The organism is Phyllobacterium sp. 22229 (assembly GCF_052056495.1).
Taxonomy (GTDB): domain Bacteria; phylum Pseudomonadota; class Alphaproteobacteria; order Rhizobiales; family Rhizobiaceae; genus Phyllobacterium; species Phyllobacterium myrsinacearum.
Genome location: NZ_JBQEPA010000011.1, coordinates 88,805 through 101,406 on the forward strand (window position 1 = coordinate 88,805; position 12,602 = coordinate 101,406).

15 protein-coding genes are annotated in these 12,602 nt (G+C 62.4%); 6 read left to right on the forward strand and 9 right to left on the reverse strand.

Features of this window, described 5'->3' with window-relative positions; translation table 11 throughout:
- The first annotated feature begins 38 nt into the window (after positions 1 to 38).
- From ACTJJ7_RS14880 to panB, 4 genes are read left to right on the forward strand one after another with little or no spacing between them, the layout of a single operon-like run.
- Positions 39 to 1,619 carry an L-aspartate oxidase gene (locus ACTJJ7_RS14880; RefSeq protein WP_440967755.1) on the forward strand — a complete coding sequence of 527 codons (1,581 nt, stop codon included), beginning with the start codon at positions 39 to 41 and terminating at the stop codon, positions 1,617 to 1,619.
- A gap of 26 nt (positions 1,620 to 1,645) precedes the next feature.
- On the forward strand, positions 1,646 to 2,530 hold the full coding sequence (nadC, locus tag ACTJJ7_RS14885; RefSeq protein ID WP_130269038.1) for a carboxylating nicotinate-nucleotide diphosphorylase: 885 nt from the start codon (positions 1,646 to 1,648) through the stop codon (positions 2,528 to 2,530).
- Positions 2,527 to 3,372 (forward strand): pantoate--beta-alanine ligase, encoded by an 846-nt coding sequence (gene panC / locus ACTJJ7_RS14890; protein ID WP_440967758.1) that lies wholly within the window; start codon positions 2,527 to 2,529, stop codon positions 3,370 to 3,372. Before nadC ends, panC begins: the two co-directional genes overlap by 4 nt.
- Positions 3,373 to 3,398: 26 nt before the next feature.
- Complete coding sequence (gene panB / locus ACTJJ7_RS14895) at positions 3,399 to 4,214, forward strand: 3-methyl-2-oxobutanoate hydroxymethyltransferase (RefSeq protein WP_440967760.1); 816 nt, start codon at positions 3,399 to 3,401, stop codon at positions 4,212 to 4,214.
- 7 nt (positions 4,215 to 4,221) lie between these two features.
- Here the strand turns inward: panB and ACTJJ7_RS14900 are convergent, their stop codons facing one another.
- From ACTJJ7_RS14900 to ygfZ, 5 genes are read right to left on the reverse strand one after another with little or no spacing between them, the layout of a single operon-like run.
- Positions 4,222 to 4,728, reverse strand: coding sequence for a cupin domain-containing protein (locus ACTJJ7_RS14900; protein WP_440967762.1), 507 nt, complete (start codon positions 4,726 to 4,728; stop codon positions 4,222 to 4,224).
- A gap of 9 nt (positions 4,729 to 4,737) precedes the next feature.
- Positions 4,738 to 5,703 (reverse strand): NUDIX hydrolase, encoded by a 966-nt coding sequence (locus ACTJJ7_RS14905; RefSeq protein WP_440967764.1) that lies wholly within the window; start codon positions 5,701 to 5,703, stop codon positions 4,738 to 4,740.
- A complete protein-coding gene (locus ACTJJ7_RS14910; protein ID WP_105735877.1) occupies positions 5,700 to 6,221 on the reverse strand; it encodes a tyrosine phosphatase family protein in 522 nt (173 codons plus the stop codon). The genes ACTJJ7_RS14905 and ACTJJ7_RS14910 overlap by 4 nt, the downstream gene beginning before the upstream one ends.
- A gap of 9 nt (positions 6,222 to 6,230) precedes the next feature.
- Positions 6,231 to 6,866: a hydrolase gene (locus ACTJJ7_RS14915; protein ID WP_440967766.1), complete on the reverse strand. Its 636-nt coding sequence runs from the start codon at positions 6,864 to 6,866 to the stop codon at positions 6,231 to 6,233.
- Between the two features lie 12 nt (positions 6,867 to 6,878).
- Positions 6,879 to 7,730, reverse strand: a complete 852-nt coding sequence (gene ygfZ / locus ACTJJ7_RS14920) for a CAF17-like 4Fe-4S cluster assembly/insertion protein YgfZ (protein WP_440967874.1) — start codon at positions 7,728 to 7,730, stop codon at positions 6,879 to 6,881.
- A gap of 76 nt (positions 7,731 to 7,806) precedes the next feature.
- Here ygfZ and ACTJJ7_RS14925 point away from each other — a divergent pair, with 76 nt between their 5' ends.
- Positions 7,807 to 9,144 carry a dihydroorotase gene (locus ACTJJ7_RS14925; RefSeq protein WP_440967768.1) on the forward strand — a complete coding sequence of 446 codons (1,338 nt, stop codon included), beginning with the start codon at positions 7,807 to 7,809 and terminating at the stop codon, positions 9,142 to 9,144.
- Here ACTJJ7_RS14925 and ACTJJ7_RS14930 read toward each other — a convergent pair.
- Positions 9,132 to 9,920, reverse strand: coding sequence for a PhzF family phenazine biosynthesis protein (locus tag ACTJJ7_RS14930; protein WP_440967770.1), 789 nt, complete (start codon positions 9,918 to 9,920; stop codon positions 9,132 to 9,134). The genes ACTJJ7_RS14925 and ACTJJ7_RS14930 overlap by 13 nt on opposite strands.
- Before the next feature lie 295 nt (positions 9,921 to 10,215).
- Between ACTJJ7_RS14930 and ACTJJ7_RS14935 the strand changes: the two genes are divergently transcribed.
- Positions 10,216 to 10,875, forward strand: a complete 660-nt coding sequence (locus ACTJJ7_RS14935) for a DsbA family protein (protein ID WP_440967771.1) — start codon at positions 10,216 to 10,218, stop codon at positions 10,873 to 10,875.
- Between the two features lie 24 nt (positions 10,876 to 10,899).
- Here the strand turns inward: ACTJJ7_RS14935 and ACTJJ7_RS14940 are convergent, their stop codons facing one another.
- The 3 genes from ACTJJ7_RS14940 to ACTJJ7_RS14950 all read right to left on the reverse strand — a co-directional run bounded on the left by ACTJJ7_RS14940 (position 10,900) and on the right by ACTJJ7_RS14950 (position 12,599).
- A complete protein-coding gene (locus ACTJJ7_RS14940) occupies positions 10,900 to 11,697 on the reverse strand; it encodes a sigma-70 family RNA polymerase sigma factor (RefSeq protein WP_342588474.1) in 798 nt (265 codons plus the stop codon).
- A 55-nt stretch (positions 11,698 to 11,752) separates the two neighbouring features.
- Positions 11,753 to 12,205 carry a carboxymuconolactone decarboxylase family protein gene (locus tag ACTJJ7_RS14945; RefSeq protein ID WP_288194218.1) on the reverse strand — a complete coding sequence of 151 codons (453 nt, stop codon included), beginning with the start codon at positions 12,203 to 12,205 and terminating at the stop codon, positions 11,753 to 11,755.
- Positions 12,206 to 12,344: 139 nt separating this feature from the next.
- Positions 12,345 to 12,599: a hypothetical protein gene (locus ACTJJ7_RS14950; protein WP_440967773.1), complete on the reverse strand. Its 255-nt coding sequence runs from the start codon at positions 12,597 to 12,599 to the stop codon at positions 12,345 to 12,347.
- Positions 12,600 to 12,602: the final 3 nt, after the last annotated feature.

Here is a 12,602-nt window from a genome sequence, read left to right on the forward strand (position 1 = left end):
AACCCAACGGCCCGGCTGGGCAACAGGGGGTAATTGCGATGAATGTACCATTCTCCGATGCTTCGGCTCAGGTTGAGCCTGTGATCATTATCGGCGGCGGTCTGGCCGGCCTGTTCTGCGCGCTCAAGCTTGCGCCGCGTCCCGTCACCGTTCTGGCGGCCGCGCCCATCGGCCGCGGTGCTTCCTCCGCCTGGGCGCAGGCGGGTATTGCCGCCGCTGTTTCCGAAGGTGATACGACCGACAAGCATGTGGCCGATACGATGGCCGCCGGTGACGGCATTGTCGATGAGGCCATTGCGCGGCTGATGGCGACAGAAGCTGCCGCCCGCGTGCATGATCTGCTGGGCTATGGCGTGCCATTCGACCGCGATCTCGAAGGCAAGCTGCAGGTCTCGCGCGAGGCGGCGCATTCGGAAAGCCGCATTGTCCGCGTGCGCGGCGACATGGCGGGCCGTGCCATCATGCAGGCGCTGGTGCATACCGTTGAGAACACACCCTCCATCCGCGTGATGGAAGGCTATGTGGTGGACGACATCATCACGGAAAAAGGCGCCGTGACCGGGGTGATCGCGCGCGCCGATGCGGGCCGGGGCGAAAAGCTGCAGCTGGCTTCGCGCTCCGTCGTCATTGCCACGGGCGGCATCGGACATCTTTATGCGGTTACCACCAATCCGTCCGAGGCGCGCGGCGAAGGCATCGGCATGGCCGCCCGGGCGGGCGCCATGATGGCGGATATGGAGTTCGTGCAGTTCCATCCGACGGCGCTCGATGTGCACAAGGACCCCGCGCCGCTGGCCACCGAAGCCTTGCGCGGCCATGGCGCGACACTGATCAACCGCGACGGCGAGCGCTTCATGCTGAAAATCGACCGGGAAGGCGAACTTGCCCCGCGCGACGTGGTGGCGCGCGGCATCTATGCCGAAGTCATGGCGGGGCGGGGCGCCTGGCTCGACTGTACCACGGCGGTCGGCGCGGTGTTCCCCGAGGAATTTCCGACGGTGTACCGCTATTGCCAGGATGCCGGCATTGATCCCGTGATCCAGCCTATCCCCGTTGTTCCCGCCGCCCATTATTTCATGGGCGGTATCCTCACCGATGCGGACGGGCGCACCTCGATCGATGGCTTGTGGGCCTGCGGCGAATGCACCTCCACGGGTGCCCATGGCGCCAACCGCCTCGCATCCAATTCGCTGTTGGAGGCAGTCGTGTTCTCCGCCCGCATCGCCGCCAAAATCGGCAGGGATGGTGCAAAACCGGTCAAGGACTGGTCCGCCGGATCGGTCGACCGCGATGATCTGCAGGCCGAGGGCGACAGTTCCGCCATGGCGGCGCTGCGCAAGACGATGAGCGCCAGCTTCGGGGTGATCCGCAACGGCGAGGACATGCTGGCCGGGCTGAAGACCATCCTCAAGCTTGAGGATAGCAATCGCGATCCGGCATTCCGCAATGTGCTGGCCACCGCCAAGCTGGTGGCGGTCAGTGCCTTGCGCCGCGAGGAAAGCCGTGGCGGCCATTTCCGCACCGATTTTCCCGAAAAACGCCGGGAATGGCAGCACCGGACATTCCTGACACTGGACGATGCGCAGACTTATGTCGGCGACATGATGGAACGCGCCTAGGCGCAGGCGGAGAGAAGCAGATGAATATGTCTCAGAAAGCAACTGTAGCGCAGAAGGCGTTCCCGCCATCATTGCCGGGATTGCTGATCGACGATGCCGTGCGTGGTGCCATGCTCGAAGATCTCGGGCGCGCCGGTGATCTCACCACCAATGCCACGCTTCCCGAGGAGGCAACCGCCAAGGCGGTTCTGTCCAGCCGCGGGGCCGGCGTGATCTGCGGCATGGAGTTTGCCCGCAAGGCCTTCACCCTGATCAGTCCGGATGTGACGTTCACGGCCCTGGTCAAGGACGGCGTGCGGGTGAAACCCGGTGACGCCATCGCCATTGTCGAGGGCAATGCCCGCGCCATCCTGTCGGCCGAGCGCGTGGCGCTCAATTTTCTCATGCACCTGAGCGGTATCGCCAGCTATACCGCCCGCTTTGCCGACCTGATCGCCCATACCCATGCCAAGGTGTGCGATACGCGCAAGACCATTCCCGGCATGCGGGCTTTTGCCAAATATGCGGTGAAGTGCGGCGGCGGTTCCAACCATCGCTTCGGCCTTGATGATGCGATCCTCATCAAGGACAACCACATTGCCGTTGCGGGCGGTGTGGCCAAGGCTATTCTGGCGGCGCGGGCCTATGCCGGACATCTCGTCAAGATCGAGGTGGAGGTGGATGGCCTCGACCAGTTCGATGAGGCATTGTCTGTCGGTGCCGATGTGATTCTTGTTGATAATATGGGGCCGGAACTGCTTGAAAAAGCGGTGAAAATCAATGCAGGCCGTGCCAGGCTTGAAGCGTCGGGCAATATTACGTTTGATACGATCAAGGCCATCGCCGAAACCGGCGTCGATTACATCTCGACCTCGAAGATCACCATGGCAGCGCCAACGCTGGATATCGGACTGGACATAGACCTGAAATGAAAGTCATCGCCACCATCGCCGCGCTGCGCACTGCTCTTACGGCCGAACGGCTGAAAGGCAGGAGCATCGGTCTTGTGCCGACCATGGGCTATCTGCATATCGGCCACATGACGCTGGTGCGCCAGTCGCGCGCCGTGTGCGATGTGACAGTCGTGACGATCTTCGTCAATCCGACCCAGTTCGGTCCGAATGAGGATCTGTCCACCTATCCCCGGGACATGGCCGGCGATCTTGCCAAACTGAAAGCGGAAGGCGTCGATTATGTCTTCACGCCGGAGGTGGCCGAAATCTACCGGGCGGGTGCCAACACCATCGTCGAAAATCCGGTTCTCTCGCGCATCCTGATCGGCAAGATAAGGCCGGGTCATTTCCGCGGCGTCAGCACGGTGGTGACGAAACTGTTCAATATCGTGCAGCCGGACCATGCCTTCTTCGGCGAGAAGGATTACCAGCAATTGACGATCATCCGCCGCATGGTCGCCGATCTCGACATGCCCATCGTCATCACCGGCGTGGCAACGGTGCGCGAAGCCGATGGCGTCGCCTGTTCCTCGCGCAATGCCATGCTGACACCGGCACACCGCAAGGCGGCGGCGATCCTGCCACGCTCGCTCGATCTTGCCGATGCAATGGTGGCACAAGGGCAGCGCTCGGTGGCGGCCATCCGCAACGCGGTGCGCACGATGCTGGAAACGGAAAAGCAGGGCGACGTCGAAGCTGTCGATATCCGCGACGCCCACACGCTCGATCCTGTCTCGGGTAAATTCAAACAGCCCGTGGTCATCCTGCTTACGGTGCGCTTCGGCAAGGTGCGGCTGATCGACCAGCGCGTGATCGGCTGACAACAACGCAAGGGGAGCGCATCGACATGAGCCAGGAAATCGTCATTCGCCGGGTCACGGCGCCGGAAATCCGCGCACGCAAGGGCGGCGAACCCATCGTGGCGCTGACCTCCTACCACGCCCACACGGCGCGCATCGTCGACAATCACGCCGATATTCTCCTCGTCGGCGACAGTCTCGGCATGGTGCTCTATGCCATGGAATCAACGCTCGGCGTGTCGCTCGACATGATGATCATGCATGGCAAGGCCGTGGTCCGGGGCTCGAAGCGCGGCATGGTCGTCGTCGACATGCCCTTCGGCAGCTATGAGGAAAGTCCCGCTGCGGCGTTTCGCAACGCAGCGCGGGTGATGCAGGAAACCGGCTGCGGCGCCATCAAGATCGAAGGCGGCGTGCGCATGGCCGAGACGATCCGCTTTCTCAGCGAGCGCGGCATTCCCGTCATGGCGCATATCGGCCTGACGCCGCAATCGATCAACACGCTCGGCGGTTTCAAGACGCAAGGGCGCGACACGGCGCTGTGGCCGCTGATCAAGGCGGATGCCAAGGCCGTCAGCGATGCGGGAGCGTTTTCGGTGGTGCTGGAAGGCATTGTCGAGCCGCTCGCCGCCGAAATCTCGCGCGAAATCGCCATTCCGACCATCGGCATTGGCGGGTCGAAGGAATGCGACGGCCAGATTCTGGTGCTGGAGGACATGCTGGGTTACAACCCCAGGCCGCCCAAATTCGTCAGGGTCTACGGCACGGTCGGCGCTGGTATCGACGCCGCGGTGAAAGCCTATGCGGACGATGTCCGCGCACGGACATTTCCGGGCGATGAGAACGTTTATCTGTTGAAGTAAGCTCCGCTTACCCCTTCCGCTCCGTATCCGCGCCCTGCCAATATTCCATGGTTGCCGACTTGTCATAGCCTTCGCCGGTCAGGCGGACGCTGACGCGGCCGGTTTCCGGATAGACGATCACGTCATGCGGGTTCTTCTCGCCGATGATGAGGAAGCGGCAGGGCTCGCTGCTGTGGTTGTAGAAGGAATGCCCGGCCTTCTGGCCTGCGGGAAAACAGACGTAATCGCCTGTCTTCACCAGATAGGTCTTGTCGCCGAGCTTCAGGGTCATCTCGCCCGCCACGATCAGCGCCTGCTCCTCTTCCAGCATATGATAATGGTTGAGGCTGGACTCCATGCCCGGCGCCAGCTCCTCCATCGCAACGCCGACATGGCTGGCGCCGCCGAAGGCAGAGAGATAGCGGAAGCGCGAGCCGTAACGGCTGCCTTCCGACCACTCCTGCCACGGCACGCTTTCCACGGCGAAGGGCTCTGAAATGCCGTCGGCATTCACGGCACTGGGTTTGTCGGTCATATCCCCTCCCTATCCGCGCCCGCCGACCCGCAGGCCCGCGACGCTGCGCTCCTCCAATACATTGTGCCGGAACCGGTAAAGCGCAGCGGGCCGGCCGCGCGCCTGTGTCTGTTCGGCTCCGGTCGGCTCGACCAGTTCCGTGCCTTCCACCAGGCGGCGGAAATTCTGCTTGTGCAGGTGGCGGCCGGAAATGGCTTCGACGGTTTCCTGCAGGGCGGTGAGGGTGAAGGTCGGCGGCATCAGCTCGAAAACGACAGGCCGGTATTTCAGCTTGGCGCGCAGGCGCGAAATCGCCGTCGCCAGAATACGGCGATGATCGAAGCTCATGGGCAGGCCGAGATGGCCTGTGAGGGCAGGCGGATCGGCGCGCCCGTCGCGTACCGCCTCGGTGACGAGACCCGCCTCGTAGAGCAGTTCATAGCGTTCGAGCACCCGTTCCTCGTCCCAGACGATGCCCTCATCGCCGAAAGCCAGCCGGAACCGGCTCAGGCGCGCGTGCGAATGACCCTGTTCGGCCCACTGGCACAGCGCCGGGCGAATGGTGTCGTCGATCATGGCGGGCTTGCCGCCGCGCCAGTCCTCCCATGGCAGGAACGAATACCAGCTGCGCCAGCGCGCACCGGATTTGCGTAGGGTTTCGCGATTGTCGTCGGTAATCCGGGTCAGTGCGAGATAGCCGACCGAGACGATGTGCAGGTCACGGTCCTCGGCCGTCTTGTGCCGCCCGCGGTCGCCGAATGTGTAGAGCTGTTCGACATAGCCGAGGCGCAGTGGCGTCTGCTCCGCCACCCATTCGCGCAGACCGGTCTCGAAGGTGCGGTGGGCCAGCGGATTGAATGGGCCGAACGGCAGTTCATCGCGCTGCGCATCGTCGCTGGCCGGTGTTGTCAGGATCAGCGGATCATTGTCGGCAACCGCGGCAATGGCGGCGCTCAGGTTGATCTCGACGGCGTTGGGTGCAGCGGTCGCCGTCATGGCTGGACCGCGAGCGGCAGGATGAACGGCGTGCCTTCGAATGCGTCCTCGCCGCGGCCAATGGCTTTGATCGCATCGACCATGCGTCCCTTGCGGCCAAGGATGTCGTCGCCGAGGGCAACCAGCCTGCTGTTGGGCGTGGCGGAAGGCGCGTTCCGGCGCAGGGTCTGCGCCAGCGAAACCTCGTCAAGTTCGGGATTGAGCGCCAGCGCGGTGATATAGGCCCCGGCTGTGGAGCGCGAGATACCGGCATAGCAGTGCACGAGCAGCGGCGCCTGCCGGTCCCAGTTGCGGCCGAAGGCAATCAGGCTGTGCACATGCTCGGCACCCGGCGGCGTCATGCCGTCAGCCGGTTCGATGATATCGTTGAAACCGAGAAACAGGTGCCGTCCCTCGGCGATTTCGGCGGGCCGTTCGACCGGGGTGCCCATATTGATCAGGGTCACCATGTCCCGCGCGCCGGACCGCGTTGCCGTTTCGGCAAGCCGGGAAAGGGGAGTGACGATGATATGCGGCATGGCTGGCCTCTATGTCTTGCTGGCGCGATGTGATTCCAATACAGCAAAACGCTGCAAAAAGGCATTCTGCGCATTCTGGGTGGCCATGGCGGTCAAGTCTAGACAGTGCGGGTCGATTCCACGCGGACGCCCGAAGAAAAGCACCGCCTCCTTCTCGGCAAAACCGGCAAGCCGCGTTGCCTCGAAATAGGCGGCGATGGCATCGGCGCGCTTGATCAGGCCGCGCAGACTTTGCGATACGGTTGGCGGCAGGGCAAAGCGCAGGTGGATGGCCTGCTGCAGGCGCAGCTCGACGCTCTTGTAGTCGCCGCCGACCACCGCCTTGAACGGTGAAATCATGTCGCCGATGACATATTCCGGCGCATCGTGCAGGAGTGCCGCCAGCCGGTGCTCGGTGCTGGCGTCGGGAACGATCAGGCCGAAAATGTGTTCGACCAGCAGCGAATGCTGCGCCACCGAATAGGCGTGCGCCCCGATGGTCTGGCCGTTCCAGCGCGCCACGCGCGCCAAGCCTTGCGCGATATCTTCAATTTCGATGTCGAGCGGCGAGGGATCAAGCAGGTCGAGCCTGCGGCCCGACAGCATGCGCTGCCATGCCCGCGTTTCGTTGCTCTGTCTGGTTTTGGCTGCTGCCGGTTTCGGCATGGATTCTCCCGTTCAGGCCCCTTCGGTCGTCACGGGAAATGTAAAGCGGTGTTCGGGCGCAATGGCAAGGGTAAGAACCGCATCTCCTGACAGGATCGGCGTGCCCGCATCCATGGCGTCCTTCACACGGTCGATGCGCACCAGCGCCAACCCGGCATTGCCCACGACGCTGCCAAGCGTGCCGAGCTCGCGCCCGTTCGCGCTGATGACCGTGCCGGGTTCCGGCAGGGCGGCATTGCCCGAAGCAATGAGAATGCGCCGGCGCGCCGTGCCGCGGTGCTGCATGCGCGAGACCACCTCCTGGCCGATGAAGCAGCCCTTTTTGAAGGACACGCCGGATATCTGGTCCAGATTGACATCATGCGGGAACGCATCGCCAAGCGCATAGTCGAACGGCGCTTCCGCCACGCCGTGGACAATGCGCAGCGCCATCCATTGCGATTCATCCGCCGTCGGTGCCGTTTCCCCGCCATACTGGCGGCGGACATTCAAGGCAGCGGGAAAGCGGCGGTCCTGCACGCCTGAATCAGTGTCTGAAGCACCTGATTCATCGTGCCAGGAAACCCGGATAACCGATTCCGGCCGCTGGGTAATTTCCACCTTGGCGCGCAATTTATACAGTGTCAGCCTTTTCTGCAGATCGCTGGCCGAGGTTTGCAGCGTATCGAGGACCAGACCTTGCGGCGATCGCGACACCAGGAATTCAAACAGGATCTTGCCCTGCGGGCTCAGCAGCGCGCCGGGTTTGAGATCGCCTTCATTGAGGGTGTCGAGATCGGTGGTTATCAGGTTTTGCAGGAACTTTTCCGCATCGTCCCCGCTTATGTCGAGAACCGCTCTTCCGCTTAAGTTTGCCGATGCCATCATATCACCCTTGCCTTTGCTGTCCCCGTTACGTAAGCCGCAAGGGAAGGGTTCGCAAGGCAGGAATGGAAAGCAGATGGCACAGACGTTCGATACGATTTTCAGAAGCGGAATGGTTGTCAATCAGGATGGCGCCGGATTGCGCGACATCGGCATCACCGATGGCCGCATTGCCGCCATCGGCAATCTCGGCGGTGCCTCCGCCGGTGAGATCATCGATGCGACCGGCCTGCACATTCTCCCCGGTGTTGTCGACAGCCAGGTGCATTTCCGCGAGCCCGGCCTCGAGCACAAGGAAGATCTGGAAAGCGGCTCGCGCTCGGCCGTGCTCGGCGGTGTCACCGCCGTCTTCGAAATGCCCAACACCAAACCTCTGACGACATCGGCGGCAACGCTGGAAGACAAGGTGCGGCGCGGAAATCACCGCATGCACTGCGACTTCGCCTTCTGGGTCGGCGGCACGCGTGACAACGCCAAAGATGTGGCCGAGCTGGAACGTCTGCCCGGCGCCGCTGGTATCAAGGTGTTCATGGGCTCGTCCACCGGCGATCTTCTGGTCGAGGATGACGAAGGCGTGGCTTCCATCCTGCGCAACACCCGCCGCCGCGCCGCCTTCCACTCCGAGGACGAGTTCCGCCTGCGCGAGCGCGAGAGCTACCGCATTGCCGGCGATCCCGCCTCGCACCCGGTCTGGCGCGATGAAATCGCCGCGCTCCAGTGCACCGAGCGGCTTGTGCGCATTGCGCGCCAAACCGGCGCGCGCATCCATGTGCTGCATATTTCAACGGCGGAAGAAATCGATTTCCTCGCCGGGCACAAGGATGTGGCCAGCTGCGAGGCAACCCCGCACCATCTGACGCTGGATGCCAGCCAGTACGCCACGCTGGGAACCCTGTTGCAGATGAACCCGCCGGTGCGCGATGCGCGCCACCGCGATGGCGTGTGGAAGGGTATCGGCCAGGGCATTGTCGACGTGCTCGGCTCCGACCATGCCCCGCACACGCTGGAAGAAAAGGCAAAACCCTATCCGGCATCGCCCTCGGGCATGACCGGCGTGCAGACGCTGGTTCCCATCATGCTCGATCACGTCAATGCCGGGCGCCTGTCGATCGAGCGGTTTGTCGACCTGAGCTCGCATGGCCCCAACCGTCTGTTCGGCATGGCGCGCAAGGGCCGCATCGCCGTCGGTTATGACGCTGATCTGACCATTGTCGACATGAAGCGGCGCGAAACCATCACCAATGCGCAGGTCGGCTCGAAAGCCGGCTGGACGCCCTATGACGGCAAGATCGTCACAGGCTGGCCTGTCGGCACGATCGTGCGCGGCATCAAGGTGATGTGGGACGGCGAAATCGTCACGCCGTCGCAGGGCGAGCCGGTGCTGTTCGGCGAGGCGCTGGGTCAGGGCAGGTAGATTTGCGCCTTCATGAAGGTGACCGCCGATCCTGAAAGAAGCACGCGGTCGCCTTTGAGTTCGCACAGGAGATGCCCGCCGCGGCTGGAGCGCTGGAAGGCCGAGAGGTTCGTCTTGCCCAGCTTTTGCGCCCAGTAGGGCACCAGCGTCGCGTGAATGGAACCGGTGACCGGATCTTCCGGGATGCCGGCGAGCGGCGCAAAGTAGCGCGAGACGAAATCGTGCTCATCGCCCCTCGCTGTAATGACAAGGCTCAACGGATCAAGTTTCAGGATTGCAGGCAGATCGGGAACGAAGTTCACAACCGCCCGCTCATCGGCAAGTTCGACGAACATGTTTTCAAAATTGCGGAACGCCTTGACCTCGCCTGGGCCGAAGATGGCCCTCAGGGGTACTGGAATTTCGCTCAGGATATCGGGCGGAAAGTTCGGAAAATCAAGCCGGTAGCCGTCATTGCTGCGATCGACGCGCAAGGTGCCGACCTGCGTCTCGAACACCAGTTGGCCGTCAATGCCCATCTCATGCGCAAGCACGTGCGAGGTTGCCAGCGTGGCATGGCCGCAGAACGGCGCCTCGTGCACCGGGGTGAACCAGCGCAGGTCCCATCCCCCGCCGTTGGGCCGCACGAATGCCGTCTCCGCCAGATTGTTCTCGGCGGCAATATTCTGCATTATTGCCTCGGGCAGCCAGTCGTCCAGCACCAGAACGGCCGCCGGATTGCCGCGGAAAAGTGCGTTGGTGAAGGCATCGACCTGATACATCGTAAGTTCTGGCATGGGATGATTCCGTGAGATGAGAGATGAACCCATCGTGAGCGCAGCTTTCCGGCGGGTCAATGCGCTTGTGCAAAGACAGCGTCATCCAGGCAGAAACACCCTACGAAGGGTGCATAGACACCGCGTAGTGGCCGTGTTTTCATTCGGTATGGGTTGTTTCATGCGGTTCAATCGCGGGGGCCGGAGCCGCGGTTTTCCCGCATCAACTGATTGCATGCGCGCGATCTAGCCATTATGTCTCCCGGACCATTCATTGCGAGCCGGTGCTTCTGCCCGTCGAGATAGGAAACCAGAGATGTTCAACCGCCGTGATACGCTCCTGATGTCCGCTGCCGCCGCCATTTCCATGGTTGTCCCGGCGATGGCTGCCGGGGAAGCGATACCGGAACCCGTTGGCACGGTGGACGTGGCAAAACTCATGCAGCCGGGGACGCTTGACGACATGATCCTCGGCAATGCCGATGCGCCGGTGACCATTGTCGAATATGCATCCATGGCCTGTTCGCATTGCGCCGACTTTACCGCGCAAACGCTGCCTGCGATCAAGCAGAAATACATCAGCACCGGCAAGGCGAAGCTCATCTTTCGCGAAATGCCGCTGGAGCCGCGCTCCACGGGCATTTTCATGCTGGCGCGCTGCGTGACGAAGGAGCGCTATTATCCCTTCATCGAAACGCTGTTCGGGCATCAGCGGCAGTGGATCGAGACCAAGGATATCCTGGGTTACCTGCAGCAGACGTCGAAACTGGCGGGGCTCTCGGAGCAGGAGTTCAAATCCTGCCTGGCCGACCAGGCACTCCTCAACAAGGTGAACGCCGTGCGCGAGCGCGCGCTCAAGGAGTTCGGCGTCACCGGTACGCCGACATTCTTCGTCAACGGCAAGAAATATGTCGGCGCGCTTTCGGTGGCCCAGATGTCCGCGATCATCGACAGCGAATTGAAAACCGCGCGATAGGGCGCGCGCCTCGCCACCGCCGGATCAATTGGCGATGGCGATATGGCTCAGCTTCTCCGGATTACGGACGATGTAGATCGCCTTGATCTTTCCGTCCTCGATTGCGAGGGCGGTGGTCTGGATCAGTCCGTCGGCTTCGCGGGTGACATAGCCGGGAAGGCCATCGATCAGTCCCTGACGCAGCAGCGGCGGTTTGTGGTATTCCGCCCGGCGCGAAATGCCGGCAAAGAAGCGCGACACCTTGGCGAGCGTATAGACAGGATTGATCGCCGAGGGCCGGATGCCGCCGCCATCGGTATAGAGCGTGACATCGTCGGCGAGCAGCGCCTGCAGGGCCTGCATGTCGCCGCTGCGCGAGGCGTTGAAAAAGGCCGTCGCGATATCCTTGCCATGGGCGTCGGACACGGGAAAACGCGGTTTTGCCTGCTGCACATGGGTGCGGGCGCGGCTGGCAAGCTGGCGGCAGGTTGCCGGATCACGACCGATGGCCTCCGCTACCTGATTGAAGTCCTGGCCGAAAACATCGTGCAGCAGGAAGGCCGCGCGTTCGAGCGGCGACAGCCGTTCCAGCGCCATCATCAGGGTGAGGGTGATATCACCGTCGGTTTCCTCCTCGCCCGGATCGAAGATCGGCTCGGGCAGCCAGCTTCCCACATAGGTTTCCCGCCGCACGCGCGCCGATTTCAGGTGATCGAGGCAAAGCCGCGAAATGGTGCGCACGAGGAAGGCTTCCGCACTGCGCACCTGCGACCGGTCGGCCTGGTGCCAGCGGATAAAGCCTTCCTGCACGATATCTTCCGCCTCCGCGACCGAGCCGAGCATGCGATAGGCAAGGCGGATCAGCCGGGGCCGGAGGCGGTTGAATGTTTCCGTCGCGTCAGGCTGCACGGGCTTTGTCGACCGGATGGACGGAGCGGAAGCCGATGGAAATCCGGTTCCAGGCGTTGATGGTCACGATCAGCATGGTCAGTTTGACGATCTCCTCTTCGGTGAACTGCGCCTTGAGCGGCTCAAAGTCGCGGTCGTCCGCATGGGTTTGCGCAACCAGCGTCAGGGCTTCGGTCCAGCCGAGCGCGGCGCGCTCGCGGTCGCTATAAAGCGGCGATTCCCGCCAGGCATCAAGCAGCACCAGCCGCTGCATCGTCTCGCCATGCTTGATTGCATCCTTCGAATGCATGTCGAGGCAGTAGGCGCAGCCATTGATCTGCGAGGCGCGCATCTTGACCAGCTCGATCAGGCTGTGTTCGAGGCCGCTTTTGACAACGGCGTCCTCCATGTCAAGCATTGGCTTCATGATGGCGTAGCTATAGGGAATCAATCGGGCTTTCATCAGTCATCTCCTTGTGTGGCATTGCGTTGCCTGCACACAAGACGAGATGGAAAGGCCGGATGTGACATGCCCTGTAAATTTTTCGGATTATTTTTCAGCCGAGCGGCAATTCCTTGAGATCGATGAGCATCGATGCCTCCTATATATGCATGGCGATGAATTCCCTGAGTTTGGGATCGCGGATCGATAAGAAATCAAACAGACCCAGTGCCACCAGTGCGGGCAGCGCATCAATAATGTCCTGTTCGGTCAGTTCACGCTCCTCGGCGGATACGCCGGGCTTCAGCCAGAGCCGGGCATTGATGAGGAAGGCGCCGACCGTTCCCTTGCGCACGGCGACGTCGTTGACCTCCACCTGGTTGATATTGTCGGGCAAAATGTCCTGGGCACGCATTGT

What these genes read in the sequence shown, in the direction of transcription:
- ACTJJ7_RS14880 (WP_440967755.1), top strand. Translation starts at nt 39, where the DNA reads ATGAATGTACCATTCTCCGATGCTTCGGCTCAGGTTGAGCCTGTGATC.
- nadC (WP_130269038.1), top strand. Translation starts at nt 1,646, where the DNA reads ATGTCTCAGAAAGCAACTGTAGCGCAGAAGGCGTTCCCGCCATCATTG.
- panC (WP_440967758.1), top strand. Translation starts at nt 2,527, where the DNA reads ATGAAAGTCATCGCCACCATCGCCGCGCTGCGCACTGCTCTTACGGCC.
- panB (WP_440967760.1), top strand. Translation starts at nt 3,399, where the DNA reads ATGAGCCAGGAAATCGTCATTCGCCGGGTCACGGCGCCGGAAATCCGC.
- ACTJJ7_RS14900 (WP_440967762.1), bottom strand. Translation starts at nt 4,728, where the DNA reads ATGACCGACAAACCCAGTGCCGTGAATGCCGACGGCATTTCAGAGCCC.
- ACTJJ7_RS14905 (WP_440967764.1), bottom strand. Translation starts at nt 5,703, where the DNA reads ATGACGGCGACCGCTGCACCCAACGCCGTCGAGATCAACCTGAGCGCC.
- ACTJJ7_RS14910 (WP_105735877.1), bottom strand. Translation starts at nt 6,221, where the DNA reads ATGCCGCATATCATCGTCACTCCCCTTTCCCGGCTTGCCGAAACGGCA.
- ACTJJ7_RS14915 (WP_440967766.1), bottom strand. Translation starts at nt 6,866, where the DNA reads ATGCCGAAACCGGCAGCAGCCAAAACCAGACAGAGCAACGAAACGCGG.
- ygfZ (WP_440967874.1), bottom strand. Translation starts at nt 7,730, where the DNA reads ATGGCATCGGCAAACTTAAGCGGAAGAGCGGTTCTCGACATAAGCGGG.
- ACTJJ7_RS14925 (WP_440967768.1), top strand. Translation starts at nt 7,807, where the DNA reads ATGGCACAGACGTTCGATACGATTTTCAGAAGCGGAATGGTTGTCAAT.
- ACTJJ7_RS14930 (WP_440967770.1), bottom strand. Translation starts at nt 9,920, where the DNA reads ATGCCAGAACTTACGATGTATCAGGTCGATGCCTTCACCAACGCACTT.
- ACTJJ7_RS14935 (WP_440967771.1), top strand. Translation starts at nt 10,216, where the DNA reads ATGTTCAACCGCCGTGATACGCTCCTGATGTCCGCTGCCGCCGCCATT.
- ACTJJ7_RS14940 (WP_342588474.1), bottom strand. Translation starts at nt 11,697, where the DNA reads ATGCTCGGCTCGGTCGCGGAGGCGGAAGATATCGTGCAGGAAGGCTTT.
- ACTJJ7_RS14945 (WP_288194218.1), bottom strand. Translation starts at nt 12,205, where the DNA reads ATGAAAGCCCGATTGATTCCCTATAGCTACGCCATCATGAAGCCAATG.
- ACTJJ7_RS14950 (WP_440967773.1), bottom strand. Translation starts at nt 12,599, where the DNA reads ATGCGTGCCCAGGACATTTTGCCCGACAATATCAACCAGGTGGAGGTC.